The sequence below is a fragment of the Gordonia otitidis NBRC 100426 genome (genome assembly GCF_000248075.1).
Classification (GTDB): Bacteria; Actinomycetota; Actinomycetes; order Mycobacteriales; family Mycobacteriaceae; genus Gordonia; species Gordonia otitidis.
This window is the reverse complement of sequence record NZ_BAFB01000154.1, coordinates 1-26,758: the sequence shown is the minus strand read 5'-3', so window position 1 is coordinate 26,758 and position 26,758 is coordinate 1. Positions and strand designations below refer to the sequence as shown.

Below are 26,758 nucleotides of genomic sequence, written 5' to 3'. Positions count from 1 at the left end.
CGTCGACACCGAGGGCGTCGACGAGTGGATCGGTGCGGGCAGGGCTGCCAACGGAATGGCTTCCGGCCGGAGCCAGCTCGGTGCCGACATCCACGAGGTCGACAACGCGGCCTCACGCTGCGGTCGGTTGCTCGACGAGGTCGCGGGTGATTCGGATGCCGTTGCGAAGCGACGGGACGAGATCGTGGCAGCGATGTCGCCCACCGCGAAGCCGTACTTCGGCGACGTCGACACCATGACCTACCGGCAATGGCTCGACCGTTACGCGGACCTGGCGGTGGGGGACGGTCGTACCGACCATGTTCCGTGGGCAGACATCACCTGGCAGCAGCGGTTCGTCGACATGCTGCAGCGCACCGAGGCGCGCATGCACCCGAAGGATTCGGGGCCGGTGCCCACGATGTTCGCCGATATCGCCACGACAGACGATCCGCATGCGGCGATCGATGCGCTCGGTGGTGTCTACCCCGACATCGAGAGCGACATCCTGCATCCGGCGGACGTCGCCTTCTTCCTCGGCCTGTGCCGCACCCCGGGCAAACCGGTGAACTTCGTGCCCGTCATCGACAAGGACGTTCGTCGTTGGTGGCGAAGCGACTCCCTGTGGCAGGCGCACGACGCGCGGTACGGCGCCGATGCCGTCTGCATCATCCCGGGTCCGGTCGCCGTCTCCGGTATCACGCGCGTCGACGAACCGGTCGGAGCGCTTCTCGACCGGTTCGAGGCCAAGGTTGTCGACGATCTGACCGCCGACGGCGTGACCGCCGAATCCGTCACCGCTCGCAAGCAATCCGGAACGCCGAACGCAGGTCTTCTCGGCGCGGTGCTGAGCGCCGACGACGTCTCATGGGCCGGCCGCATCGTGCCGAGTCCGGTTGCGCTGCTCGGTGATCGCGAGTCGTGGGAGGTGTGCTCGGAGGACCGGGCCGAACACGCGGCAACCGGTGCCGTCCTCGAACACTACGGTGAGGACAGGTTCGACCTCGTGGTGCCCATCTCGGGATCGTCCGTACGCATTCCGTTGCGTGTCGACCGCAGCATCGCCGACGGGGGCAGTCCGCGTGTCGAGCGGGCCGATGCCGCGGGAGCGATGCGTGAGATCCTCACCGTGGCCGCAGGCGGACGCCTCGCCGAGGTCGTCGACGGTGTCGCGATCACCCGCGTCGACTGGAGCGCCGACGGCGTCTCCGACCACGCCGTGGTGACCGCCAACACGCTGCCCGCACAGCTGCATGCCGTGACGCCGTCGCAACCGTTCGGATTCGCGGTGCCCGACACCCTCGTCGGGGCCTGCTGGCCGAGTGTTTTCGCTGTGATCGGCGCTGCCACCACCGACGACGGGGTGCCCGTTGTCGAGGGCTTGCTCGATCTCGTCCACCTCGACCACACCATCGAGATCCTCGGCGTCATCCCCGGGTACGACACAGAACTCACCGTGGTCGCCCGGTCCGGCGCTGTGCGCGACACCTCGGTCGGACGAGTCATCGATGTCGACGTCGAGATCTCGGGTCCCGACGGCGACATCGCCCGCATGACAGAACGATTCGCGATCCGCGGTCGTGTCGGTGACGCCGACCTCGACGATCCGCAGCGCGCCGGGGGCGCCACCCGAGACGAGTCGACGGCAACCCGCAAGCTGCTGCGCACCGCCACCCTCACCGCTCCCACCCGCATGGGTCCGTTCGCAGCGGTGTCCGGCGACCGCAATCCGATCCACACGGATTCGTCGGCGGCCAAACTCGCCGGGCTCGGCGAGCCGATCGTGCACGGGATGTGGCTGTCGGCAGCTGCCCAGCATGTGGTGACCGCGGCCGATTCGCGTAACAGGGTTCCGTCGCCGCGACCGATCATCGGGTGGACGGCGCGGTACCTGGGAATGGTTCGTACCGGCGACGCGATCTCGGTCCGCGTCGACCGCGTCGGACTCGATCACGGCCGCGAGGTCGTCGAGGTGACCTGTAAGGTCGGCGACACCCTGGTGATGAGTGCGACGGGTCTTCTCGCCGCGCCGCGCACCGTGTACGCATTCCCGGGACAGGGAATCCAGAGCAAGGGCATGGGGCTCGACGCCCGATCGCGCTCCAAGGCGGCCCGGGCGGTCTGGGATCGCGCGGACAAGCACACGCGCACAGCGCTCGGCTTCTCGATTCTGGCTGTCGTGCGCGACAATCCGACGACCCTGGTGGCCAATGGCACGACCTACAACCACCCGGACGGCGTGCTGTACCTGACCCAGTTCACCCAGGTCGCCATGGCGACGCTCGGTGTCGCGCAGATCGCGGAGCTCAAGGAGGCCGGCGGCTTCGTCGACGGAGCGATCACCTGTGGACACTCGGTCGGTGAGTACAACGCGCTGGCCGCATGCGCGGGAGTCCTTCCCCTCGAAGCGGTACTGGAGGTGGTCTTCCAGCGTGGTGAGGCCATGCACCATCTGGTTCCCCGAGATGATCTCGGACGCAGCGACTATCGCATGGCGGCGATTCGTCCCAGCCAGTTCGGTCTCGCCGACGCCGACGTCGAGTCATTCGTCGGGGAGGTCGGGGAGTCGATCGGCGAGTTCCTCGAGGTGGTCAACCTCAATCTGCTCGGCTCGCAGTATGCGATCGCGGGCACCGTGCGCGGCCTCGAGCACCTCGAAGCCGAAATAGAGCGTCGTCGAACCGAATTCGGTGGCAAACGATCCTTCATCCTCGTCCCCGGGATCGACGTCCCGTTCCACTCGACGGTGCTGCGTGCCGGAGTACCGGAATTCCGGGGCAAGCTCGACGAACTGCTGCCCGAGCGTATCGACCCGGACATCCTCGTCGGGCACTACATCCCGAACCTGGTGCCGCGTCTGTTCACCCTTGACCGGGCATTCGTCGAAGAGGTTGCGGCCCTGGTGCCGTCCGAGCCGCTCGATGCCGTCCTCGCCGACTGGGACGCCCGTGCAGCCGATCCCGCAGGCCTCGCACGAGTCCTGTTGATCGAATTGCTCGCCTGGCAGTTCGCGAGCCCCGTGCGCTGGATCGAGACGCAGGACCTCCTGTTCGGCGGGGCCGAGCGTGGCGGGTTGGGCATCCAACGTTTCGTCGAGATCGGGCTCAAGGGCGCACCGACGCTCGCGGGCCTGGCCACCAACACACTCAAACTCGACGACTACAGCTCCGCGACAACGGAAGTGGTGAATCTGGAGCGCGACTCCGATGTCATCCTCGCCAAGGACGCCGGCCAAGAACTCGACGACGAGCCCGTCTCCGAAGCCCCTGCGCAGGCTGCTTCCGAGTCCGCTGCTCCCGAGTCCGCAACGCCCACGCAGGCTGCCCCGTCAGCTGCTGCGCCCGTCGCGCCCACCGCGCCTGCAGGTGCGCCACGGCCCGACGACATCGCATTCGGCCCGTCGGACGCGGTGCGTGCTGTTGTGGCGCTCTGGACCAAGATCCGCCCGGAGCAGATCGGCGCCGCCGACACCATCGAGGCGCTGTGCGACGGCGTGTCGTCGCGGCGCAACCAGCTGCTCCTCGACATCGGCGGCGAGCTCGGGCTCGGCGCGATAGACGGCGCCGCAGAGGCCGACATGGTCGCACTCGCCGCGACGGTCGACAGCCTCGCGCGGGGCTACCGGCCGTTGGGTGCTGTGCTCACCGACGCGGTCTCCGACCAGGTACGCAAGGTACTCGGCCCCGTCGGCAAGCGTCAGGCATACATCGCCGATCGGGTGACCGGTGTGTGGCAACTGGGCTCCGGTTGGGGTCTGCACACCACCGTCGCACTCGCGCTCGGCACGCGCGACGGGGCTAGTGTTCGCGGTGGCGAGCTCGGCGACCTGCTCGATGGCCCGCTCGCGAACACGGACGCTCTCGACGCGCTGATCGACCGTGCAGTCGCCGCGGTGGGGGCCTCGCGTGGAATCGCGGTCGCCAAGCCGGCGTCGGAGAGTGGTGGCGGCGCAACGGTCGACGCCGCCGCGCTGGGCGAGTTCACCGAGCAGCTCACGGGACGCAGCGGTGTGCTGGCGTCGGCCGCGTACACCGTGCTGGCCAAGCTGGGACTCACCGAGGATGAGACCGCACCCGAACTCGCCGAGAGTGTGGATTCCGCGCTCGCCGAGCGTGTCAGCGCAGAACTGGGGTCCGATTGGGCGCGGACAGTCGCGCCAGCGTTCGATGCCGACAAGATCGTGTTGGTCGACGACCGGTGGGCGACGAGTCGTGAGGACCTGGTACGCATCTGGCTGACCGCCGACACCGATCTCGACGACCACGACGCCGTCGTCGACTCCTTTGCGGGTGCCGGACAGACCGTCGCGCAGCACGCCACGTGGTGGCAGGCCAAGGCCCGTGCCGCGGGAGAAGCCGTGCACGCTCAGATCTTCGGCGCGATCGCCGGAGCAGCCGGGGCGCCGGAAGCGGGTACATGGTCCGACGAGGTCGCCGTGGTGACCGGCGCGGGCAAGGGATCGATCGCCGCGGGTGTGATCGCAGGATTACTCGCGGGCGGCGCGACGGTGGTCGCGACGACATCGAAACTCGACTCCGACAAGCTCGCCTTCTACAAGAAGCTCTACCGCGACAACGCACGCCACGACGCCGCACTCTGGGTCGCACCGACGAACATGGCCTCCTACACCGACGTCGACGACCTCGTCGAATGGGTCGGCAGTGAGCAGACCGAGAACATCGGTGGCACAACGGCTGTGATCAAGCCCGCCATGAAACCGACGCTGCTGTTCCCGTTCGCCGCCCCGCGGGTCGCCGGAGACCTCACCGATGCCGGCGCTCGTGCGGAACTCGAGATGAAGGTACTTCTCTGGTCGGTCGAGCGGCTCATCGCCGGACTGTGTGCGATCGGCGCGGACCACGACATCGCAGCCCGCCTGCACGTCGTGCTCCCCGGATCGCCCAACCGCGGCATGTTCGGTGGAGACGGAGCATACGGAGAGGCCAAGGCTGCGCTCGACGCACTCGTCACGCGCTGGTCGGCGGAGGAATCCTGGGGCGCGCGAACCACTCTCGCGCATGCGCTGATCGGTTGGGTGCGCGGCACCGGACTGATGGGGCACAACGACGGCATGGTCGCTGCCGTGGAGGCCGCGGGTGTGCAGACGTGGAGCACCGACGAGATGGCGGAGAACCTGCTCGGATTGTGCGTTCCCGAGCAGCGCATCGCTGCCCGTGACGCGGCGATCCTGGCCGACTTCACCGGAGGACTCGATCCCTCCATCGACCTCAAGGCATTGGCCGCCGATCAGGAGACCGTCGAGGAATCGGCTGAGGCGGACGACGTCGAGACTGCCACGGTCGCGGCGCTGCCCGCCCCGGCACGGGCTGTCACGGGTATGGCCCCCGCATGGCCATCGATCGACGCCGCGCCCGAGGACCTCGTGGTCATCGTCGGTGCGGGTGAGCTCGGACCCTACGGTTCGTCGCGCACCCGATTCGAGATGGAGGTCGATGAAAAGCTCAGCGCCGCAGGTGTGTTGGAGCTCGCGTGGAACACCGGTCTCGTTGCCTGGGATGACGCGCCCAAGCCGGGCTGGTACGACACCGAGAGCGGTGACCCGGTCGACGAGGCCGACATCGCCGAGCGCTACCACGACGAGGTGGTGGCACGGTGCGGTATCCGCCGCTACGCCGACGACGGTGCGATGGTCGACAACACGTCGCCGCTGCTCACGTCGATCTTCCTCGACGAGGACCTCAGCTTCACGGTCAGTTTCGAGGACCAGGCACGAGCATTCGCTGCCGCCGACCCCGACAAGACACGGATCGCGCCGATCTCCGACACCGGCGACTGGCGGGTCACGCGTCTGGCCGGAACCGAGATCCGCGTACCCCGCAAGTTTGAACTCAGCCGGACAGTCGGTGGACAGATCCCGACCGGATTCGACCCGACCCGTTGGGGCGTCACGCCGGACATGGTGGAGTCGATCGACCGGGTGGCGCTGTGGAATCTCGTCGCGACCGTCGATGCGTTCCTGTCCTCGGGATTCACCCCGTCGGAACTGATGCGCTGGGTCCATCCCGGTCTGGTGGCGAACACGCAGGGCACCGGTATGGGTGGCATGACCTCGATGCGGGAGCTGTACGTCAACACCCTCCTCGGGGAGGCGAAAGCCAACGACATCCTGCAGGAGGCACTCCCCAACATCGTTGCCGCACACGTCGTCCAGTCGTACGTCGGAAGCTACGGTGCGATGATCCATCCGGTCGCGGCGTGCGCGACGGCCGCGGTGTCGGTCGAGGAGGGCGTCGACAAGATCCGCCTCGGCAAGGCGATGTTCGCCGTGGCAGGTGGATTCGATGATCTCGGGATCGAAGGCATCGTCGGATTCGGCGACATGTCGGCCACCGCGGAGTCGGCGAAGATGGCTGCCCGTGGGATCGACGAGCGGCGCTACTCGCGCGCCAACGATCGCCGACGCGGCGGGTTCGTCGAATCAGCCGGTGGCGGAACGATTCTGCTGGCGCGGGGCGACGTGGCTGCGCAGTTGGGGCTGCCGGTGCTGGGGGTGGTTGCCTGGGCGCAGAGCTTCGGCGACGGGGTGCACACGTCGATTCCCGCGCCGGGACTCGGCGCGCTCGGAGCCGCCCGCGGTGCCCTCGGGTCCCCGCTGGCGAATGCGCTGAACGCGCTGGGGGTGACCGCAGACGACGTCGCGGTGGTGTCCAAGCACGACACCTCCACGCGCGCCAACGATCCCAACGAGTCCGAACTGCACGAGCGGCTCGCGGACGCGATCGGCAGGACGCCGGGAGCGCCGTTGTTCGTCGTCTCGCAGAAGTCGCTCACCGGCCACGCGAAGGGCGGTGCCGCGGCGTTCCAGCTCATCGGCCTCTGCCAGGTGCTGCGCGACGGCGTGATCCCGCCCAACCGCAGTCTCGACTGTGTCGACGAGCAGATGCGTGAGTACCCGCACCTGGTGTGGGCGCGTGAACCGCTCGCTCTCGGTGATCGATTCCCGCTGAAGGCAGGCCTGCTCACCAGTCTCGGATTCGGTCACGTATCGGGCCTGATCGCTGTCGTGCACCCGGAAGCCTTTGTCGCAACGCTGGATGCGGAGCAGGCACAGGAGTACCGCGAGCGGGCCAAGCGTCGTGAGCGTGATGGGGCGCAACGCCGTCTGGTCGCGATGTGTGGTGGCGAGCCCGCATATCGACGCCCCTCGGGTCGTCGTCTCGACGACACAGTCGACGAGCACGACGCGGAAGCCGGTGTGCTGCTCGACCCGGCAGCCCGCCTGACGGCCGACGGCGCGTACGGCGCAGCCGTGTCCGATGGCGCCCACGGCACAGCAGTATCCGATGGGGTCTGACGCGATGGCGGTACTCGGGGTGGGGATCGACGTCGTGTCGATCCCGGAGTTCGGTGACCAACTCGACCAGGTGGGCACCACATTCGTCGAGAGGTTCACGGTGGGCGAGCGGCGCGACGCGGCAACCGGCACGGGTGAGGACGCCCGCCATCTCGCCGCACGATGGGCGGCGAAGGAGGCGGTGGTCAAGGCGTGGTCGGTGAGCAGGTTCTCGCGTTCGCCACTACTGCCGCTGATCCGGCACAGCGACATCGAGGTCGTCACCGACACCTGGGGCCGACCGGCGATTCGATTGTCAGGCGAGATCGCCGAGCATCTCCGGGATACGACAGTGCACATCTCGCTTACGCATGACGGGGATACCGCTGCGGCAGTGGCGATCCTCGAGGGGAGTTGAGCCCGCGGGCGACGCAGCGCGAGATCGTTGCGCCGCGGGACTCAGTTCCCGGTCGATTCCTCGAGGAGGAGGTAGCCGGCGAGCATCCGCTTGAGTTCGTCGACCGTCGCCGAGTGATCATGCCCGTCCTGTACCGAGAAACTCAGCAACGAATAGGCAGTGTGTACGAGGACCTGCGCCATCATCTCTCGCCTGATGGTCTGCGACGGCGTCAACGGGGCAAGCAGGCGGGCGACCTGCTCGGCGAGCACCCTCTCGTTGAGCGTCGCGGTGGCCCTCGTGGCAGGCGTCGATTGGACGGCGAGCCACACCGCGCGTCGCGACGGATCGTCCCGCCAGAGTGTCGCGAGGTGGTCGAGGAACTTCTCGAGCAGATTCGGCCACTCGAGTGACGGCACCTCGGACGCGAACGCGGTGAGTTCTTCGCGAACCCCGACCGTGTCCTGGCGGTCGAGTTCGCACACGATGACGTACTTGTTGGCGAAGTACTGGTAGAGGGTTCCGATGGGAACGCCCGCACGCAGGGCGATCTCCTCGCAGGTGAGTGATTCGAACCCCACCTCTGTCAAGAGATCTCGCGCCGTGGCGAGCATCGCGGAGAACTTCCGCTTGCTGCGCTCCTGCGTCGGGCGCTTGCGGGGGACCAGCGGCTGGGGACCCACCGACGCGTCGGCGTTCACACCGACAGGTCGCGCCTGAGCTTGGCGACGTGTCCGGTCGCACGCACGTTGTACTGCGCGAGCGCGATGGTTCCGTGGTCGACGAGGAACGTCGACCTGATCACTCCGGTCACGGTCTTGCCGTAGAGCTTCTTCTCGCCGAAGGCGCCCCACTCGGTCATGACCTCTTTGTCGGGATCGGACAGCAGGGGGAATGTCAGACCCTCGGCATCGGCGAACTTCGCCAGCTTCTCCGGCTTGTCGGGGGAGATGCCGATGACGGCGATCCCCTCACCGGCCAGTTCTCCCAGGTTGTCCCGGAAGTCGCATGCCTGCTTGGTGCACCCCGGTGTCGACGCCGCGGGGTAGAAGTAGACGATGACCTTGGAGTCCTCGTAGTCCGAGAGTGATACCGACGATCCGTGCGCATCGGTGAGTGTGAACCCGGGCGCGGTGTCGCCGACGGCAAGACGGGATGTGCCAGACATGGGGGTCAGGCTAACCGATGAAGCAGGTCGGCCGGGTAATCGACCCGCAGTCGGGCAATCCGGGCATCGGGGCGGCGGCCGCGCGCGGGACGAGGCTCACGACGTCGTGATGACGTAGTCTCGACGTATCGTCTGCTCCGTCGACGCGTTCGTGACCGGCTCCGGTTCCCGCGCGCGTCGGCGGTGTCATGCGGAAAGGCGCGGATCGGCTGGTCCGCAAGTGGAGTTCGACAGTCTGGGAGGACAACTGTGGCCGGCGATACCGACCGTATCGAGCAGGACATCGTGCAGGCGCGCGAGGACCTGGCCAATACACTCGATGAACTCGCTGTCCGGGTGAGCCCGGAACGGCTCGCAAGTGACGCGAAGTCCAAGGCCCTCGCGTTCGTCAACACACCCGCGGTCAAGGTGTCACTGGCCGTCGCGGGTGCTGTCGTGTTGGTGATCGTCGCCCGCAAGGTGATCGCGTGACTCGTGCCCGTCTCCTGGGTGGGTTCGGTGAACGGATGTCCCGGGGTTCGCGTGGACGTCGTGTAGGTGCTCTGGCCGCAGCTGGGCTCGTCGTCGTCAGCGCGGCGGCCTGCTCGCAATCACCCGAGTACCCCGAGACCGTCACCAACGCTCCCGCTCTGCAGTCGTTGGCGCAGCCGACGATCTCCGTCACCGGCTGGCGCGATCGACCGATGTCCGATCACGCGGTCGGTGTCATGCCCGGCGCACCGGTGAAGGTCGCCGCGCAGAACGGCAGCCTCACGTCGGTCGTCGTCTCCGGGCCCGACGGCCCTGTGCAGGGCACCGTGTCGCCCGACGGCGGCACGTGGGTCTCGAACCAACCGCTCGACTTCGGCGGTGACTACACGCTCACCGCTGCGGCGAAGGGCGTCGAGGGTGACGGCGCGCGAAAGATCAGCTTCACCACGGCGTCCGCTGATTCGCTCGCATCCGCGTCGTCGGTGGTCCAGGACAACGAGACGGTCGGCGTGGGCCAGACCGTCGCGATCAACTTCGACACCCCGATCACCGACAAGCTCAATGCGCAGCGCGCGATCTCGGTGACCACCGACCCGCCGGTCGAGGGCGCGTTCTACTGGCTCAACGACAGCATGGTGCGCTGGCGCCCCGAACATTTCTGGACCCCGGGCACGAAGGTGCACGTCGCCGCGAATATCAAGGGCATCGACCTCGGTGGCGGCGTCTACGGCAGCAACAACCTCGACACCAACTTCAAGGTGGGTCGGAGCTTCGTCGCGGTCGCTGACGACAAGAGCAAGAACATCACGATCTCGGTCGACGGCAAGGTCGTCAAGACGATGCCGACGTCGATGGGGAAGGATTCGACGCCCACCAACAACGGCATCTACATGGTGGCCGAGCGGGAGCCGAGCGTGATCATGGACTCCTCGACGTACGGCGTCCCGGTCAGTTCGCCCGGCGGCTACCGCGAGACCGTGTACGACGCGACGCGAATCTCGTTCAGCGGCATCTACGTCCACTCGGCGCCGTGGTCGTTGGGAGATCAGGGAGTTGACGACGTCAGCAACGGATGTCTCAACGTCAGCCCCGACAACGCGGAGTGGTTCCTCAACCACGCGCTCCGCGGCGATGTCGTCATCGCCAAGAACACCGTCGGTCCACCGCTGCCCGGTGATGACGGCCTCGGCGATTGGAACGTCCCGTGGGCTGTCTGGAAGAAGGGCAACGCGTGATCGTCCGTGCGAGAAAAGGCCGAGAAGAGGCTCTGAGCAGGCGATTTCACTTCTGACGCAGTGACCCTGTAAGGTTCTTTCTCGCACGGCAAGCGCCATTAGCTCAATTGGCAGAGCAGCTGACTCTTAATCAGCGGGTTCGGGGTTCGAGTCCCTGATGGCGCACAACGACAAGCGATCGCCTCGGCTTCGGCCGGGGCGATCGTCGTTTTCGGTGAGACCGGTATGCGCCCGGGGTCAACTGGCCATGTCGGTCGACTCGGGCAATCGGCATATCTCGTACACTGGTGGCGCGCTCTCGCGCACAGTCATTTGATCCACACACCGCGGTTCCGCACACGGGACCGCAACTCGGTGAAACTTGGGGCAGGAGTCACATGCGGAACGGTCGTATCCGGCGGAACGGTTTGATGATCGTCGGACTGATGGTTGCCGTGGCCGCACTGCTGAGTTCGTGCTCGCAGACGGCCAAGTACTCCGAGAATGTGCAGAGCTCGGCGCTCTTCGGTGACCTGCTCATGCCGGGCCTCGAGATCACCGAATGGGCGGAGCGGCCGCTGGTCGATCAGGCTGTCGGCGTTCAGCCGGGAGCACCGATCACGGTGCAGGCCAGCGAGGGTGCACTGACCAACGTGCGTATCGACAAGGTGGACGGCACACCTCTGCGTGGCACGCTCAGCGAGGACGCGACGCGTTGGACGAGCGCCGAACCCCTGGGCTACGGCCGCAACTACACCGTGCAGGCCGACGCCAAGGGTGTCGGCGGGACGAGCACCAAGCGCGTGTCCTTCACCACCAGGGCGCCGGCAAATCTGACACAGGCGTACCTCACGCCGTCGAACGGTGAGACCGTCGGCGTCGGACAGCCGGTCGCCGTCAAGTTCGACGAACCGATTCCCGACCGCAAGGCCGCACAGCGGGCGATCTCGATCACCGCGAATCCTCCCGTTGAGGGGGCCTTCTACTGGATCAGCGACACCGAGGTCCGTTGGCGGCCCAAGGACTACTGGAAGCCGGGGACCGCGGTCTCGGTCGCCGTGAACACCTACGGAATCGACCTCGGCGACGGCCTCTTCGGGCAGGAGAACCTCAAGGCCGACTTCAAGGTCGGGCGTTCCATGATCGTCACCGCCGACGACCGCACCAAGCAGGTGGTCTTCAACCGCGACGGTAAGGACATCCGCACCATGCCCACCTCGATGGGAAAGCCGGGCACCGAAACCGACAACGGTGTGTACCTCGTCTCCGACAAGCACGACCACATCATCATGGATTCCTCGACCTACGGCGTTCCCGTCGGTTCCGCCGACGGCTACCGGACGCCGGTCGACTATGCGACGCGGATGTCCTACAGCGGCATCTTCTTCCACTCGGCGCCGTGGTCGGTGTGGGCGCAGGGCAACACCAACACCAGCCACGGATGCCTGAATCTGAGTCCGGACGATGCGCTCTGGGTCATGCAGAACACGCTCCGAGGAGACCCCGTGATCGTGAAGAACACGGCTGGTGGCACATTGTCGGGGACCGATGGCCTCGGTGACTGGAACGTGCCGTGGGAGGTCTGGTCGAAGGGCAACGCCTAGCGCTCATCGTGACACCAACCACTGTTACGATCGTCAGTGATACTGATTGCCGACGATCGAGGTGTAAAGCATGGGCGAGCGCTCTCCCTGGGAAACCGACGACCTGACAGCGGTGCGCGATCTGGCTCGCAGTTTCTGCGAGAAGGAGATCAAACCCAATATCGAGAAGTACATCGACCAGCACCATGTCGATCGTGAGCTGTGGAACAAGGCAGGCGACCTCGGCCTCCTGTGCATGTCGATCCCCGAAGAGTACGGCGGTGGCGGCGGAACCTTCGCCCACGAGGCCGTGTTGATCGAAGAGCAGGCCCGCATCGCCGATTCGTCGTGGGGCGCGAGCTTGCACAACGGGATCATCGCTCACTACCTGCTCTCCTACGGGTCGGAGGAGCAGAAGCGCACGTGGCTGCCGAAGATGGCGTCGGGAGAGGTGGTCGGGGCCATCGCGATGACCGAGCCCGGCACCGGCTCGGATCTGCAGAGCGTCAAGACCAAGGCGATCCGTGAGGGCGACGAGTATGTCATCGACGGCTCGAAGACGTTCATCACCAACGGTGGACAAGCCGATCTCATCATCGTCGTGGCCAAGACCGACGTCAGCGAGGGTGCCAAGGGAATCTCGCTGGTGCTCGTCGAGGCCGACCGCCCGGGCTTTCGCCGAGGGCGCGTCCTCGACAAGGTCGGACAGCGGGGCCAGGACACCTCGGAGCTGTTCTTCGACGGGGTTCGTGTGCCGACGTCGAATCTTCTCGGCAGCGAGGAAGGCCAGGGCTTCATCCAACTGATGCAGCAACTGCCGCAGGAGCGACTCATCATCGCGGTCGCGTCGACCGCGGGGATGGAGGTCGCCCTCGAACACACGCTTGCCTACACGAAGGACCGCACCGCGTTCGGGCGGCCGATCTTCGGATTCCAGAACACCAAGTTCAAACTCGCCGAGGTTGCCACCGAGGCACGGATCGCCCGTGTGTTCACAGACGACTGCATCATGAAGCACCTCGACGGCAGGCTCGACATCCCGACCGTCGCCATGGCGAAGTGGTGGACAAGCGAGCGCGCGATGGCTGTCGCCGACGAATGTCTGCAGCTATTCGGTGGCTACGGGTACATGAACGAGTACCCGATCGCACGGATGTGGGCGGACCAGCGGGTGCAGAAGATCTACGCGGGCACCAACGAGATCATGAAGGAGATCATCTCCCGCAGTCTTTGAGACGCCACGATCTCGGCATCTGGTGCATGCCTTCGGGTCTTCGTAACGGCCACATGGCCGACGCTCAGTCGGCGAACGCTGCGAGCATCGCGAGTTTCTCGTGGTCGGGCGTGCCGGGAACCGCCGTGTAGACCAGAAGTGCTTGCACGCTATTCGGATCCAGCAATGTCTGGCACTGCACCTCGATGACTCCGAGCGAGCCGTGCACGATCCGTTTGTCCGTGTCGGTGAGCCGGGTGCCGACGTCGTGCAGGTGCCACAGCTCGGCGAATTCGGGACTCTCGACGAGCAGTGCGTCGGCAACCGTTGCGGCTCGCGACTGCGATCCACCACGGGTGACGGCCTCACGCAGCCTCGCGGTATGCGCACGAGCGTGCAGTGCGTGATCCTCGGGCAGGAAGCGTGCACGAGTACCCGGGTCCGTGAACCAGCGATAGGTGATCGACCGATTCAACCCGGTGAACACGCTGTCGTCACCGACGAGTGCGATCGCCAATGGTGTTTGCAGGAGGGTCTCGCCCGCACTGTTGACCACCATGGCAGGAGTGTCGGCGAGCCGGTCGATGATGCGGAGCATGCCGGGGGACACATGGTCGTCGCGACTCAAGCGGTCGGGTGCGCTGTGTCCGGCCAGACGGTACAGATGATCGCGTTCCTCGAGGGTGAGATGCAATGCCCGCGCCAACGCGGTGAGCATCTGCTCCGACGGGTGCGGCCCACGCTGCTGTTCCAACCGGGTGTAGTAGTCGACCGATATGCCCGCCAGCGTCGCAACCTCCTCGCGTCGTAGTCCGCGTGTTCGTCGGCGCTGTCCCGCGCCGAGTCCGACGTCGGCGGGTTGTAGGGCTTCGCGACGACGTCTGAGGAACTCGGCGAGGCCCACGCGGTCGACGGTGCTCACCGGACTCTCGTGGAGGGCACAGGTGCTTCACTCATCATTCAAGGGTGACCCATTCAGCGCATGCCAACCAGGGATCATGGGTCCCGGGATGCCCGGTGCCTTGTCGGGGCGTCGCATCAGGAGTGAACTCGATGTCACGGAATCCCCGACCAGCCGGCTCTCACTGACCGTCGACAGGTCCACGGATCACCGGATTCAGGCTTACACGCATACGAGGAGACGACAGTGAACATCAGCGACAACACCATCTTCATCGCGGGCGCCACCTCGGGCATCGGGCTCGGACTGGCACTGCGACTTCACGAGGCGGGCAACACGGTCATCATCGGAGGGCGACGCGCGGCGCTGCTCGATCAGGTCGCCGCCGAGAATCCTGGAATCGCGACCGTCCGCATCGACACCACCGACACCGACGACGTGAATCGAGCTGCCGCCGAGGTGATCCAACGTTTTCCCGCCGTGAACGTCGTCGTCGCGATGTCCGGGATCATGCGTCCGGAGGATCTGACCACCCCGGATTTCCTGGCGACCGCCGAGCTCGAGGTCGACACCAACATCATGGGTCCGCTGCGCCTCGTCGCCGCCTTCACCGATGCTCTCACGGGCAAGGATGGGGCGACGTTCATCACGGTGTCATCGGGCCTTGCCTTCACGCCGATGGTGGGCACTCCGACCTACAGCGCCACGAAGGCGGCCATCCATTCGCTCTCGGAGAGCCTGCGAATGCAATTGTCGGACAAAGGTATCGACGTCCTGGAGCTCGTACCGCCCGCCGTACAGACCGATCTCATGCCCGGTCAGGCAGAAGCGGAGTGGGCCATGCCGCTCGACGAGTTCCTCACCGAGGTGATGTCGCTGCTGCCCGCAGCAGACCGCGAGATTCTCGTCGAGCGGGTCAAGCCGCTGCGCTTCTCCGAGCAGTCCGGGCAACACGACGAGTTGGTGAGGCAACTGGCGCACCTGAGCTGACCGGGTGTGTCCTGCAGCCACGGGAGTCCGCAACGCAGCGCCTGCCGGTTGCGGCGGCACGCGCAATCACTTGCGGTCTTTGATGATCTTCTTGACCTCGTCGGCGTCGATGTTCTTGGCGATGAGCTTGCCGCTCTTCGACTTACGCACCGAGTAGGTGTCCTTCTTTTTTCCGGGCGCGACGTGTAGGCCCGCTTTCTTGGCAGCCTTGTTCAGATCTTCCAGCACGGATGCAGATCGTAGAGCATGTAGGTGAACGATCGTGTTACGGCGAGGTTCCGTCGGAAATCCGAGGGGCTCGTGTCAGGAGGACGATTCCGGGTTTCCGTGGCCCGCCGATTCGGGCGTCGTGGCGTCGCCCGAATCAGTGATCGACGAGGAACTCGACGACGTCGGTCCACCAGTGTCGGCAGGATGCGTCGTCGTCGAGTCGGACTCGTCGCCGACCGCGGTATCGGCTGGGCGGCTGTGGACGGTTGTATCTGTCGGTTTCTCAGCGGTCGTGGTGTCCGGGACCGGTGATCCCGCTGTTGGTGGGGCCAGTGAATAGTCCGTCGGAGCGGTCGCCGTGAGGGTCGTTGGACCGGCCGCCGGCGCCGATGCGACGCGTGAGGTCGCCGTGGCGCTCGAGACGGCGGTGGTCATGGTGCGCTCGGTCGTCGTGGCGCTGGCGGCGCCCTGCTGAGGGGGCAGCGGCAGAACCGGAGTGGTTTCGGGGGTGAATCCGCTGCGGTCGTAGGCGGAATCGACGATCGGCTTGAGGACGGGTTGGAGTTGATCAGCGATCGCGTGGAGGCCGAGTCTGCGCAGCGGTTCGAGAAGCGGGAGGTCGGCTGTCGGTACCAGCACATAGGTGGTGTTACCGACCGTCTTGACCAAGTTGTTCGGATCGTTGATGTCGACGTCGGTGTAGTCGGTGTGTATCAGGAGGTAGCCGGCCACGGCGTTGGCGACGGCCAGCAGGTTGCCGGGATTGTCGGGCCAGTCGGACTCCATGTCGTATTGCCTGCTGACATCGATGATCCGGTACGCGGTGTCGGTGGGTGTCGAGCCTCCACCAGTTGCCGTGGAGACACCGCCGACGCCGCGCTGGGGATTTCCGAACACGACGAACGTCAGGTCGTCGGGACTCGGAGCGCTTGCAGCGTGCGCGTGGGCATTGAGCCACATCGTGACGACGAACCCGCCCTGCGAATAGGCCATCACGATCTTCTTGCCCGATGTTGCGGCGATTGCACTCTGCAGGTTGACCGCGCCCTGTTGCAGTGCAACCGAACCGATCGAGGCCGACGGATAGGCGACCACGGTGCAGACGTTCGGTGGCAGGCACAGCTGGCCTCGCAGCTCCTCACTCATCGGCGTGCGCACCACCAGTTGGTTTCCCGCCACGGTCAGCACCGTTGCTGCAGACCCTGCTGACGCGGCAGCGAAGGTGCCGGCCACTGCACCGACGATGGCCGTCGCTGTCAAAAAACTACGCATCGAAGCCCCGATCCGGCTCATCGCGCGACCGGCGGCCGCGCGTCATCGAGAGCTGGCGCACGACTGCGTCACACTCCCCGAGCAGGAGGTTATGTGGTGCGCCGGCCGTTCGCGCAGACTCATCGATTCATGTCTCGACTTTCGTACGAACGAACCACAGACGGCTGGACCCGAAGCCGCTGGTGCAGCACAACGCACGAAGCCCTGCCCACCGGATCGGGTGGGCAGGGCTTCGTGACCTGCGGGGTGAGCGACGGGACTCGAACCCGCGACAGCCAGGATCACAACCTGGTGCTCTACCAACTGAACTACGCTCACCATCGGCGTCGGAAACCCAGGTAGAACACTGGGTCCCAGAGCCAAGGTCATACTCTAGCGGTTCGAACGCTCCGAACTCCAATCGGTTCTGTGACCTGGGCGTTCAGGCTGGTCCGAGATCGGAGACGATCGCCGCGAGCTCGTCGACGTCCGGACCGGGTTGCGGCACGAACGCAGCCGCACGGTAGTACCGCAACTCACGGATCGACTCCCGTATGTCGGCGAGCGCGCGGTGCGCGAGGCCTTTCTCCGGCTGATTGAAGTAGATGCGCGGATACCAGCGACGACACAGTTCCTTAATCGAACTGACGTCGACCATGCGGTAGTGCAGATACGCGTCGAGTTCTGGCATGTCGCGGGCGATGAATCCACGGTCGGTGGCTATCGAGTTGCCGGCAAGCGGGACCGCGCCCGGAGTGGTCACGTGCTTGCGGATGTACTCGAGCACCATCGCTTCGGCTTCCGGCACGGTGAGCGTCGACTGCCGGACCTCCTCGGTGAGTCCCGAATCCGCATGCATCTTCGTCACCACGTCGGGCATCGAATCGAGGTCGGCGTCGTCGGCGTGAATGACCACGTCGACGCCGTCTCCGAGAATGTTGAGGTCACTGTCGGTGACAAGAGCGGCGATCTCGATCAGTTTGTCCTTTTCGAGGTCGAGCCCGGTCATTTCACAATCGATCCACACCAATTTGTCCTGCACCTGTCAACCATAGCCAACTCGACGCACCGACTATTGTCTGCTGTACATCATGCAGTTTGCATCGAGACACCGACGGGGAGTGGCTGTGGGCGTGCGCTCGGCCATCCATGTGATTTCCGAGAGGACGTGCTCATGACCGATCCCACCCAGGCAGCCCAAACGATTGCGCAGGGATACCAATTCACCTCGACCTCACTCGAATTGGGCACGGTCTCGGTGGACGGTCAGGTCGACTCGGCCGCCAAGGTCCGCATCCCGTTGGCGATGATGAACCGCCACGGTCTCGTCGCCGGCGCGACGGGCACCGGCAAGACCAAAACGCTGCAGCTGATCGCCGAACAGCTCTCGGCCAACGGTGTGCCCGTGGTGATGGCCGACATCAAAGGCGACTTGTCCGGGCTCAGTCGGCCGGGCGTATCGAATGACAAGATCACGGCGCGCGCGCAGCAGACAGGTGACGATTGGGCCGCTACCGCATACCCCGTCGAATTCGTCTCTCTCGGGTCCGAGGGTGTCGGTGTCCCGGTGCGCGCGACGATCAGCGCATTCGGGCCGATTCTCCTCAGCAAAGTGTTGGGGCTCAACGACACTCAGGAATCGACCCTAGGGCTAATATTTCACTGGGCCGACCAGAAGGGGCTGCCCCTACTGGATCTCAAAGACATCCGCGCGGTCATCCAGTACCTGACCAGCGACGAGGGCAAGCCTGAGCTGAAGGGCATCGGGGGCGTCTCGACCCAGACAGCGGGGGTGATACTGCGCGCGTTGACGAATCTCGAAGCGGCAGGCGGTGATACGTTCTTCGGCGAGCCCGAGCTCGAACCCGCCGATCTGCTGCGTCTCGCCCCCGACGGGCGCGGCATCGTCACGCTCTTCGAGTTGGGCGACCAAGCGGCCAATCCCGTGCTGTTCTCGACCTTCCTCATGTGGATTCTCGCCGATCTGTTCCAGTTTCTGCCCGAGGTCGGCGACATCGACAAGCCCAAACTCGTCTTCATCTTCGACGAGTCGCATCTACTGTTCAACGACGCGTCCAAAGCATTCGTCGCGCAGGTGGTGCAGACCGTGAAGCTCATCCGCTCCAAGGGCGTCGGCGTGTTCTTCTGTTCGCAACTGCCGACCGACATCCCGAACGACGTTCTCTCCCAAATGGGGGCGCGCATCCAGCACGCGCTCCGCGCATTCACCCCCGACGACCAGAAAGCGCTCACCAAGACGGTCAAGACCTACCCGGTGTCCGACGTGTACGCGCTCGACAAAGCGCTGACGTCGCTGGGGACCGGTGAGGCGATCGTGACCGTGCTCTCGGAGAAGGGTGCGCCGACCCCGGTTGCGTGGACGGTGATCCGCGCACCGCGCTCGTCGATGGAAGCCGTTGCAGCAACTGACATCACCGCTGCGGCAAAGGCAAGTCCGTTGTACGCGCACTACGGGACGCCGGTCGACAACGAGTCGGCCTACGAAAAGCTCGCGGCCAAGATGCTCGCCCCCGACGAGTCGCCCGACGCGCCAGCGCCCGAACCGGTGCCGACGCCGCCTCGGGCACCGGCTCCGGCGCCCGAGGAGCCGGGCATGAACACCGAGATACTGACCAGCAAGCCGATGCAGAGCTTCCTGCGCAATGCCGCGAGCCAGGCCGGGCGCGAGTTCAGCCGCGCCATCTTCGGCACGGGACGTCGTCGACGGTGAGTCAGCGCTTCGGCGACACGGGCCAGTCGTCGGGGTAGTGATCGGCAACCTCGGCGGCGTCGCGCAAGAGTCGTTTACGTGCCTTGGTGGTGAGTCGGTCGCCGAACACCATCCCGTGCGTGTGATCGGTCTCGTGTTGCAGGCATCGTCCGAGGATTCCGCCCGCGGTGACGGTCACGGGTTCGCCGCGGTGATCGACGCCCCGGCAGGTCGCGACCGTGGGGCGAGCGAGATCTCCGTGCGCACCGGGTAGCGAGAGACATCCTTCGCCGAGAGTGGCGAGTTCTCTGTCTCGACCTTCGGGCAACTCGAGCTCGGGATTGCAGATCACCCCGACCCGACGTCTGCCCGTGTCGTCGCCGCAGTCGTAGACGAACGCGGCGAGGTCGACGCCGACCTGCGCGGCAGCCAGGCCCGCACCGGGAGCGGCGGTGTTGGTGGCGAACATGTCGGCGATCAGGTGGTGCAGAGCGTCGTCGAACTCGGTCACCAGACGGGCCGGCTTGTGTAGCACGGGATCGCCCCATCGCACGATCGGGCGTGGGGTTCCGATGCGGAGCAACTCCTCGAGCGGCATCCGAAGTCCTCTCCTCGGTGAGGCGGTATCGCCCGGTGTTACGACTCGGGTCCCAGGCGCTTGTAGAAGGTGCCGACGATGGGCGCGACGACGGCGCGCGGACTGTACCCGCCCGCGACCGACATCGCCTTCGACAGGGTGCCCGGAACCACCCGCATCTTGTTGTGTTCCAACGCATCCAGACTCATCTTGGCCACTTCGGTGCTGTTGTGCCACAGAAAGCCCGGGACCATTTTGTCGACGATCGAGGCGTCGTCGGGGTCGGGTGTGTGAGTGCGGACCGGGCCGGGGGCGAGCAGCGTGATGTGGACTCCCTGCCCGGAGACCTCGCCGCGCAGTGACTCGCTGAAGGTGTTCACGAATGCCTTCGACGCCGCGTAGGTGGCGTTGTGGGGTATCGGCATGTTTCCCGCTGCAGAGCCCACCATGAGGATTCCGCCGGAACCGCGGGCGACCATCTGGGGGAGTACCGCAAGCGTGAGGTTGTGGACGGCGTTGACGTTGAGCCGGACCTGGGCACGCTCGTACTCGGCGTCGAGTTGAGCGACCTGGCCGAAGGTCGCGATGCCCGCGTTGTTGCACAGCACCGAGATCTCGCGTTCGGCGAGTTCTCCCGCGAGGATCTCCACCGCGACGGGATCGGACAGATCACTCGGCCGTACCTCGACCTGCACGTCGTGCTGTGTGCGCAGCTCCACTGCCAGTTCTTCGAGAATGTCCCCGCGACGCGCGACGACGATCAACGAGTGTCCGCGACGAGCCAGCTCGCGGGCGAGTTCCATACCGATACCGGACGACGCGCCGGTGACGACGGCTCGCGCGGAGGCGGCCGGGGACGCAATGGGCATGGCGGCCATGGTAGCCGCCGTCGGCGCCGTCCCGGCCGTCGCCGGTCAGCTCGCGGACAGCCGGAATACCCTGATCTCGCGGTCGGTACGGTCGCGGTACACCGCGTAGACATCGGTGACGTCGCGCTCGAAGAGGCGGTAGATCCGTTCGCGTTCGGGTCCATGGAGCAGCGTGGCAACGGCGTCGACCTCCGTGCCCGCGGTGTTCACGGTGCAGGCGGGGTTGGCGAGCAGATTCGACGTCCATGCCGGGTGGCGCTCCTGGCCGAAATTGGATCCGACGACGAAGAGATCGGCACCCTCGCGTGCGTAGAGCAGCGGAGACGTCCGCGCGAGCCCCGATCGGGCGCCTGTTGTCGTCAGCAACAGGGTGGGTGCACCGATCGGGCCGAGGACGGTGAACCTGCCGCTCGACGCGTGCAGCAGACGCCGGTCGATACCTGCCGATCGGCGGACCATCCACGATCCGACGCCGGTCTTCGCGAGTGCGGTCATCGGCCGACGCAGGGGGCTCGACGTCGAACCCCAGCGACGCTCGGCGAAAGGAGATGACATCACGGTTCCTCTGTTCTGCGAGAGGTGAGCGGCTTCATCTTGCCAGCTGGTCGGGCGTGGTGTTCGCGGCTTGCACCGATCGGATCATTCGATTCCCGCTGCGACCTCCGTGCCCTGGCGGATCGCGCGTTTGGCGTCGAGTTCTGCGGCGATGTCTGCGCCGCCGATGACGTGCGTGCGCACGCCTGCAACGGTGAGCGGGTCGACGAGATCGCGCACCGATTCCTGGCCCGCGCAGATCACCACATTGTCGACCTCGAGCAGCCGCGTCTCGCGCACCGAGCCGTCGTCGTCTCGAAAGCTCAGGTGTAGCCCGGCGTCGTCGATCTTGTCGTAGGTGGCGCCGGAGATCTGTTCGACGCCCTTCATCTTCACGCTCGCCCGGTGTACCCAACCGGTCGTCTTGCCCAGCGACTTGCCCTGTTTACCGCGCTTGCGCTGCACCAGATAGACCTCGCGGATCGGCGGCAGCGGTCGGGGTGTGGTGAGGAAGCCCGGAATGTCGAGATCTTCGCTCACCCCCCATTCTTGTTCCCACTCTTTGAGATTGAGCGTGGGCGAGTCGTCGACGGTGAGGAACTCGGTGATGTCGAAGCCGATCCCGCCGGCACCGATCACGGCGACGCGCTTGCCGATCTCACGGTCTCCGAGGACGGCGTCGGCATACGACATCACCATCGGATGGTCGATGCCGGGGATGTCGGGCATGCGTGGGGTGACGCCTGTCGCGACGACGACCTCGTCGAATCCGGCGGCGATGATGTGCTCGGCGTCGACGCGTTCCTCGAGATGGACCCGGACGTTGTTGAGTTCGAGCTGGCGGGTGTAGTAACGCAGCGTCTCGGCGAACTCTTCTTTACCGGGAATTCTTGCGGCAATGGAGAATTGGCCGCCGATGGTCGGTCCTGCCTCGAAGAGTTCGACACGGTGTCCGCGTTGCGCAGCCGTCACGGCGGCCGACAGCCCCGCGGGTCCGGCCCCGATGACGGCGACCTTGCGTGCCCGACGCGTGGCCCCGAGGGTCAGCGTGGTCTCGCGCCCTGCGCGCGGGTTGAGCAGGCACGAGACCTTCTTCCCGACGAACGCATGGTCGAGGCATGCCTGGTTGCAGCCGATGCAGGTGTTGATCTCGTCGGCCCGCCCGGTCATGGCCTTCACCGGGAACTCCGGATCCGAGAGCAGCGGTCGTGCCATCGACACCGCATCGACGCGGCCGCGGTCGAGGATCTCCTCGGCGACCTCGGGAGTGTTGATGCGGTTGCTCGCGATGAGCGGGATCGACACCTCGTCGCGCAACCGTTCGGTGAACTTCACGAACGCGGCCCGCGGCACCGAGGTGACGATCGTGGGCACACCTGCCTCGTGCCATCCGATGTCGGTGTTGATGGCGTCGACGCCGAGCGTCTCGGCCTTGCGTGCCATGAGAGCGATCTCGTCCCAGGTCTGACCGCCTTTGACGAAGTCGGCGATCGACTGCCGCAGGATGACGGGGAAGTCGCGGGGGACGCGGCGTCGGATCTCGGTGATGACCTCGACGAGGAAACGCTGACGATTCTCGGTCGACCCACCCCACTCGTCCGTTCGGTCGTTGGTGTGCGGGCACAGGAACTGATTGACGAGATAGCCTTCGCCGCCCATGATCTCGACGGCGTCGTATCCGGCCTGACGCGCGAGCTTCGCTGCCTGCCCGTACGAGCGGATCACGTGTCGGATGACCGCTTCGGGCATCGGCAGGTTCTTGAACGGGTGGATGGGCGAATTCTCGCTTCCGGGAGCCACTTTGAGTGGTGTATACCCGTAGCGACCCGCCTGCAGGAGCTGCATCGCGATCTTGCCGCCCGCCTCGTGCACCGCACGGGTGACGCGTTGGTGACGCTTGGCGTCGAGCGTGTTGGTCATCTTGCCCGCGAAGGGCAGGAGCTGGCCGGTGCGGCTGACGGCGAACCCGCCCGTGACGATCAGTCCTGCACCACCGCGTGCGCGCTCGGCGTAGTAGGCGCCCAGTTTGTCGGTGTCCCAGACGCGGTCTTCGAGACCGGTGTGCATCGAACCCATGACGATGCGGTTGCGCAGTGTCATGCCGCCGATGGTCAGCGGCTCGAAGAGTCGCGGATAGTAGGGATTCTGTTGGCCGGGGCTGGTATTCGCTGATGGGGCTGACATCGGCGTTCTCCTGGATTGTCGGGGATGAATCGGGGGTCAGGAACCGAGGGACGGATTCGGCGCTGCGTCGATTCGACGCTTCTCGTCGTCGAGTGCGGAGATGACCTCGTCACACCAGCCGACGAAGCCCTCCTCGATGCGGACACCGCCGCGCAACACGAGGTACTGGTGCAGGCGGCGTCCGGTCAGCGAATGCGGGTCGGGGTAGTCGTTCTTCTCGAAGGATTCGTAGAGCCGCAGTCGCGTCAGATGTTCCGCGCGGTGCGTGCGGAGTTCGTCGATGACCGCGGAGAGGTCGGCGTGTTCGGCGGCACGGATCTTGAGTCCGAGGTCGTCGCGCAGTTGCTGGATCGGGGTAGGCGAGGAGACCCAGTCGCGCAGCGCGTCGCGCCCCGCGTCGGAGAGTGTGTAGATCTTCTTGTCCGGCCTGCCCTCCTGGGCGACCGGTTCGTAGCTCACCATGCCGTCGGCGTGGAGTTTGCCCAGGGTGCGGTAGATCTGCTGATGAGTCGCAGACCAGAAGTATCCGATCGATCGGTCGAACTGCCTGCCGATCTCGTACCCGGTGCCCGGACGCTCGGCGAGCGACACCATGATCGCGTGTTCGAGTGCCACGCGTCGACCGTAGCAATGCACTCACGCACTATGCAACAAGGTGCATAGTGCGTGAGTGCTCATCGTGCGCTCATGCAGAGGCGTGCACGACATGCGGCCACGGATCACGTTCGCGTAGTCGTCCGTCGCGCAGCTCGACGATGCGGTCGGCGATCGCGGTCACCCGGCTGTCGTGCGTGATGAGCAGCGTGGTGCGGCCGTCGGCCAGTCGACGTAGCGGATCGAGGATTCGGCTCGTTGTCGCGGCGTCGAGCCCCGACGTCGGTTCGTCGAGGATGAGTGCCGGAGTGTTCCGGAGCATCGCCCGCGCGATGGCGATGCGTTGGCGCTGGCCGCCGGAGAGGGTGAGGCCGCCGTCGTCGAGCGGGGCGTCGTAGCCGTCGGGGAGTCTGTTGATGAACTCATCGGCGTCCGCGGCAACGGCGGCCGCGATGATCTCGGCTCGCGTCGCGTCGGGGCGCCCGTAGGCGATGTTGTCGGCCACTGTGGCGCCCTTGATGATCGGTTGCTGGGGCAACAGCGTGATGTGATCCCGAATCCAGTGGCCGGTCAGGTCGGCGTAGTCCGTCTCGCCGATGCGCAACTGCCCGGCGTCGGGGTGCTCGAAGCGGCACAGCAGCGAGGCCAGTGTCGACTTGCCGACGCCGCTCGGGCCGATCAGGGCTGTGACGGTGCCGGGCTCGAGGTCGAGGTTCACGCTGTCGAGGACTGTCTGGTGACTCCTGGTGAGCGTGACGTCGCGGATCGAGATGCCGAGCGGTGCCGCAGCGGCGTGCCCGCAGCAGACGGGCACGTCGGCCCGGTCGATGCGTTCGACGGGCTGCAGGTCGAGAACCTCGGCCACACGTTCGGCACTGATCAGTGCCGACGCGACGGCGATACGGATGTCGGCCAGTTCCTGCATCTTGGGGTACAGCATCCCGAGATAGCCGGTCAGCGCAAGCAATCCGCCGACGCTGAGCTGGCCTTGCCGTACCTGCCAGACACCGACGACCGCGATGGCGAGCGTGACGACGACCTGCCCGAAGCTCAGGATGCCGCCGAGCCCGGCCTCGACCCGCGTCTGCGCGAGGCGGGCGCCCATCCACGCCACACCGTGTGCGTGTAGTCGAGCGTGCTCACGGGCTTGCTGGTTGTAGGCGGCAGCGGTCTCGTGGCCCAGCAGCGCTGTCTCCACGGAGTCGGCGATGTCGCTGTTCGCCCCACGCTCGTCGCGGGTCACGCGCTCCTGTCGGCGTGCGAACAACGCCGACAGGCCCCACAGCACCGGTACAGCGGCCAAAGCGACGAGCGCAACCTGCCAGCTCATGACGAGCGCGGCGATCACCAGGCCGACCGTGTGGGCCGCAGCGATCACGAACTGCATCACACCCGTGCCGATCATGTACTCGACGGCCTCGAGATCGCCGGTGTGGCGCGTGACCAGATTGCCCAGGCCCAGACGTCGATGCTGGACGGGGTGCAGTAGCTGCACGTGGTCGAAGAGCCGGTCACGCAGCCGCAACACCACCCGCTCGGAGATCCCCACCGACACGACCTGGCCCAGATAGTCTCCGCCGCACGAGATCGCGGTGATGAGGAGCCAGAGCAACGCCAAGCGCGCGAACGTCGTGAAACTGTCGGAGTCGAGTGCGCCGTCGATGACGTCTGCGAGTACGAAGACGGCACCCACTTCGCAGGCAGCGGCGACGCCCAGCAGTGCGCCTGCGAGTGCGAATCGTCGTCCTTCGCCGCGGACCGCGGGCGAGAACCGGCGAAATGCTTGTCGGGCGTTCATCGGTCTCCCTTGATGACATCGTGTGGCCGACCGCGAGTCGTGCCTGCTGTTCGGTTGGAAGGTGGAGGAACCCGACGCGGGGCTCCGGACCGTAACCGCCGCGACGGCGATGTGGATCGTGTGCAGCCCCGCGTCGAATCTCCTGAGATCGGTAGGTCAGTAGACCCAGCGCCAGTCCCAACGGTGCGCGCGGGGATTCCAGAAACGCTGACGGCGGCGGCGACGCGGCGGCTGCGGAGCCGGGGTTTGACGCTGGCCGTTGGTGCTTCGCTGCGGGGTGGGAGGCATGTGGATCTCCTTCGTGGTGACTGTCGGCGGCTTTGCCGACGCAGAGAACACTAAGAACTCTCGCTGGCCGCGCCCTGCACTGATGCTGTCAGCCGGCTGTCAACGCAAAGTTGGTGTCCTGCACCGTGTTACCCAGTCGTTCGTGATCGTCTCGTCTCGGCTTCACGTGGGGCGTGAAGGGCGTTGTCCTTCGTGCCGAGCGTCGCGAAACCCGGCGTCGCGGTCGGAGATACCGCAGACTGATCCCCGTGCGCAACAAGGAGACACACAGCGGAGACGACAGCGCAGGGCACGACGGTGACGAAGAGCGTGCAGGTGGGGGAGCAGGCCATTCCGGCGTGACCGCCACATCGCAACGCATCGCCGACGGGATGGGGTGGACCCGCGTCGACGTCGACGACATCGTCGGACCGGGGGAGCGGCTGTCGTGGCCCAAGACAGTCGGCATCGGCCTGCAGCACGTGGTCGCCATGTTCGGTTCGACGTTCCTGGTTCCCGTGCTGACCGGGTTCCCCCCGGCCACGACACTGTTG

Annotated in this window: 20 protein-coding genes, 2 tRNA genes and 1 pseudogene; 10 read left to right on the top strand and 13 right to left on the bottom strand. The window is 66.0% G+C overall.

Features of this window, described 5'->3' with window-relative positions; translation table 11 throughout:
- A partial coding sequence (locus GOOTI_RS15515) for a type I polyketide synthase (RefSeq protein WP_007239559.1) occupies positions 1-7,294 on the top strand: 7,294 nt, incomplete at its 5' end.
- A gap of 4 nt (positions 7,295-7,298) precedes the next feature.
- The gene (gene acpS / locus GOOTI_RS15510) at positions 7,299-7,691 is read left to right on the top strand and encodes a holo-ACP synthase AcpS (protein ID WP_039994204.1); all 393 of its coding nucleotides are present in this window, start codon (positions 7,299-7,301) and stop codon (positions 7,689-7,691) included.
- A gap of 41 nt (positions 7,692-7,732) precedes the next feature.
- Here the strand turns inward: acpS and GOOTI_RS15505 are convergent, their stop codons facing one another.
- Both GOOTI_RS15505 and bcp read right to left on the bottom strand, forming a co-directional pair.
- Entirely contained in the window at positions 7,733-8,353 is a 621-nt protein-coding gene (locus GOOTI_RS15505) for a TetR/AcrR family transcriptional regulator (protein WP_039994203.1), read from the bottom strand.
- A 14-nt stretch (positions 8,354-8,367) separates the two neighbouring features.
- Positions 8,368-8,838 carry a thioredoxin-dependent thiol peroxidase gene (bcp, locus tag GOOTI_RS15500; protein ID WP_007239556.1) on the bottom strand — a complete coding sequence of 157 codons (471 nt, stop codon included), beginning with the start codon at positions 8,836-8,838 and terminating at the stop codon, positions 8,368-8,370.
- Between the two features lie 249 nt (positions 8,839-9,087).
- Between bcp and GOOTI_RS15490 the strand changes: the two genes are divergently transcribed.
- From GOOTI_RS15490 to GOOTI_RS15470, 5 genes are all read left to right on the top strand, one after another.
- The gene (locus GOOTI_RS15490) at positions 9,088-9,309 is read left to right on the top strand and encodes a DUF3618 domain-containing protein (protein ID WP_007239555.1); all 222 of its coding nucleotides are present in this window, start codon (positions 9,088-9,090) and stop codon (positions 9,307-9,309) included.
- Complete coding sequence (locus tag GOOTI_RS15485) at positions 9,306-10,544, top strand: L,D-transpeptidase (protein ID WP_007239554.1); 1,239 nt, start codon at positions 9,306-9,308, stop codon at positions 10,542-10,544. The genes GOOTI_RS15490 and GOOTI_RS15485 overlap by 4 nt, the downstream gene beginning before the upstream one ends.
- Before the next feature lie 92 nt (positions 10,545-10,636).
- Positions 10,637-10,709 (top strand) — tRNA-Lys (locus GOOTI_RS15480).
- A gap of 212 nt (positions 10,710-10,921) precedes the next feature.
- Entirely contained in the window at positions 10,922-12,127 is a 1,206-nt protein-coding gene (locus tag GOOTI_RS15475) for a L,D-transpeptidase (protein WP_007239553.1), read from the top strand.
- A gap of 70 nt (positions 12,128-12,197) precedes the next feature.
- Positions 12,198-13,340: an acyl-CoA dehydrogenase family protein gene (locus GOOTI_RS15470; RefSeq protein WP_007239552.1), complete on the top strand. Its 1,143-nt coding sequence runs from the start codon at positions 12,198-12,200 to the stop codon at positions 13,338-13,340.
- 64 nt (positions 13,341-13,404) lie between these two features.
- On the opposite strand, the gene GOOTI_RS15465 is transcribed toward GOOTI_RS15470, so the two are convergent.
- Positions 13,405-14,241 carry a helix-turn-helix transcriptional regulator gene (locus tag GOOTI_RS15465; RefSeq protein WP_007239551.1) on the bottom strand — a complete coding sequence of 279 codons (837 nt, stop codon included), beginning with the start codon at positions 14,239-14,241 and terminating at the stop codon, positions 13,405-13,407.
- A 225-nt stretch (positions 14,242-14,466) separates the two neighbouring features.
- On the opposite strand from GOOTI_RS15465, the gene GOOTI_RS15460 reads away from it, so the two are divergent.
- Positions 14,467-15,210, top strand: coding sequence for an SDR family oxidoreductase (locus GOOTI_RS15460; RefSeq protein WP_007239550.1), 744 nt, complete (start codon positions 14,467-14,469; stop codon positions 15,208-15,210).
- Between the two features lie 66 nt (positions 15,211-15,276).
- Here GOOTI_RS15460 and GOOTI_RS26175 read toward each other — a convergent pair whose 3' ends face one another.
- From GOOTI_RS26175 to orn, 4 genes are all read right to left on the bottom strand, one after another.
- Positions 15,277-15,438, bottom strand: coding sequence for a hypothetical protein (locus GOOTI_RS26175; protein ID WP_007239549.1), 162 nt, complete (start codon positions 15,436-15,438; stop codon positions 15,277-15,279).
- Between the two features lie 75 nt (positions 15,439-15,513).
- On the bottom strand, positions 15,514-16,692 hold the full coding sequence (locus GOOTI_RS15455) for a PE-PPE domain-containing protein (RefSeq protein WP_169315819.1): 1,179 nt from the start codon (positions 16,690-16,692) through the stop codon (positions 15,514-15,516).
- 245 nt (positions 16,693-16,937) lie between these two features.
- A tRNA-His gene (locus tag GOOTI_RS15445) sits at positions 16,938-17,010 on the bottom strand.
- Positions 17,011-17,113: 103 nt separating this feature from the next.
- Positions 17,114-17,713: an oligoribonuclease gene (orn, locus tag GOOTI_RS15440; RefSeq protein WP_039994198.1), complete on the bottom strand. Its 600-nt coding sequence runs from the start codon at positions 17,711-17,713 to the stop codon at positions 17,114-17,116.
- Positions 17,714-17,845: 132 nt separating this feature from the next.
- On the opposite strand from orn, the gene GOOTI_RS15435 reads away from it, so the two are divergent.
- Entirely contained in the window at positions 17,846-19,402 is a 1,557-nt protein-coding gene (locus GOOTI_RS15435) for a helicase HerA-like domain-containing protein (RefSeq protein WP_007239545.1), read from the top strand.
- A 1-nt stretch (position 19,403) separates the two neighbouring features.
- On the opposite strand, the gene def is transcribed toward GOOTI_RS15435, so the two are convergent.
- From def to GOOTI_RS15405, 6 genes are all read right to left on the bottom strand, one after another.
- Positions 19,404-19,979, bottom strand: a complete 576-nt coding sequence (gene def, locus GOOTI_RS15430) for a peptide deformylase (RefSeq protein ID WP_007239544.1) — start codon at positions 19,977-19,979, stop codon at positions 19,404-19,406.
- Between the two features lie 38 nt (positions 19,980-20,017).
- Positions 20,018-20,836 (bottom strand): mycolate reductase, encoded by an 819-nt coding sequence (cmrA, locus tag GOOTI_RS15425; protein WP_007239543.1) that lies wholly within the window; start codon positions 20,834-20,836, stop codon positions 20,018-20,020.
- Between the two features lie 36 nt (positions 20,837-20,872).
- Entirely contained in the window at positions 20,873-21,382 is a 510-nt protein-coding gene (locus GOOTI_RS15420) for a nitroreductase/quinone reductase family protein (RefSeq protein WP_007239542.1), read from the bottom strand.
- A gap of 84 nt (positions 21,383-21,466) precedes the next feature.
- Positions 21,467-23,545, bottom strand: coding sequence for an NADPH-dependent 2,4-dienoyl-CoA reductase (locus tag GOOTI_RS15415; RefSeq protein WP_007239541.1), 2,079 nt, complete (start codon positions 23,543-23,545; stop codon positions 21,467-21,469).
- A gap of 36 nt (positions 23,546-23,581) precedes the next feature.
- Positions 23,582-24,160 (bottom strand): PadR family transcriptional regulator, encoded by a 579-nt coding sequence (locus GOOTI_RS15410; protein WP_007239540.1) that lies wholly within the window; start codon positions 24,158-24,160, stop codon positions 23,582-23,584.
- Between the two features lie 70 nt (positions 24,161-24,230).
- On the bottom strand, positions 24,231-25,937 hold the full coding sequence (locus tag GOOTI_RS15405; protein WP_007239539.1) for an ABC transporter ATP-binding protein: 1,707 nt from the start codon (positions 25,935-25,937) through the stop codon (positions 24,231-24,233).
- A 626-nt stretch (positions 25,938-26,563) separates the two neighbouring features.
- Between GOOTI_RS15405 and GOOTI_RS25765 the strand changes: the two are divergent.
- Positions 26,564-26,758: pseudogene (locus tag GOOTI_RS25765) on the top strand (nitrate reductase); the annotation flags it as partial.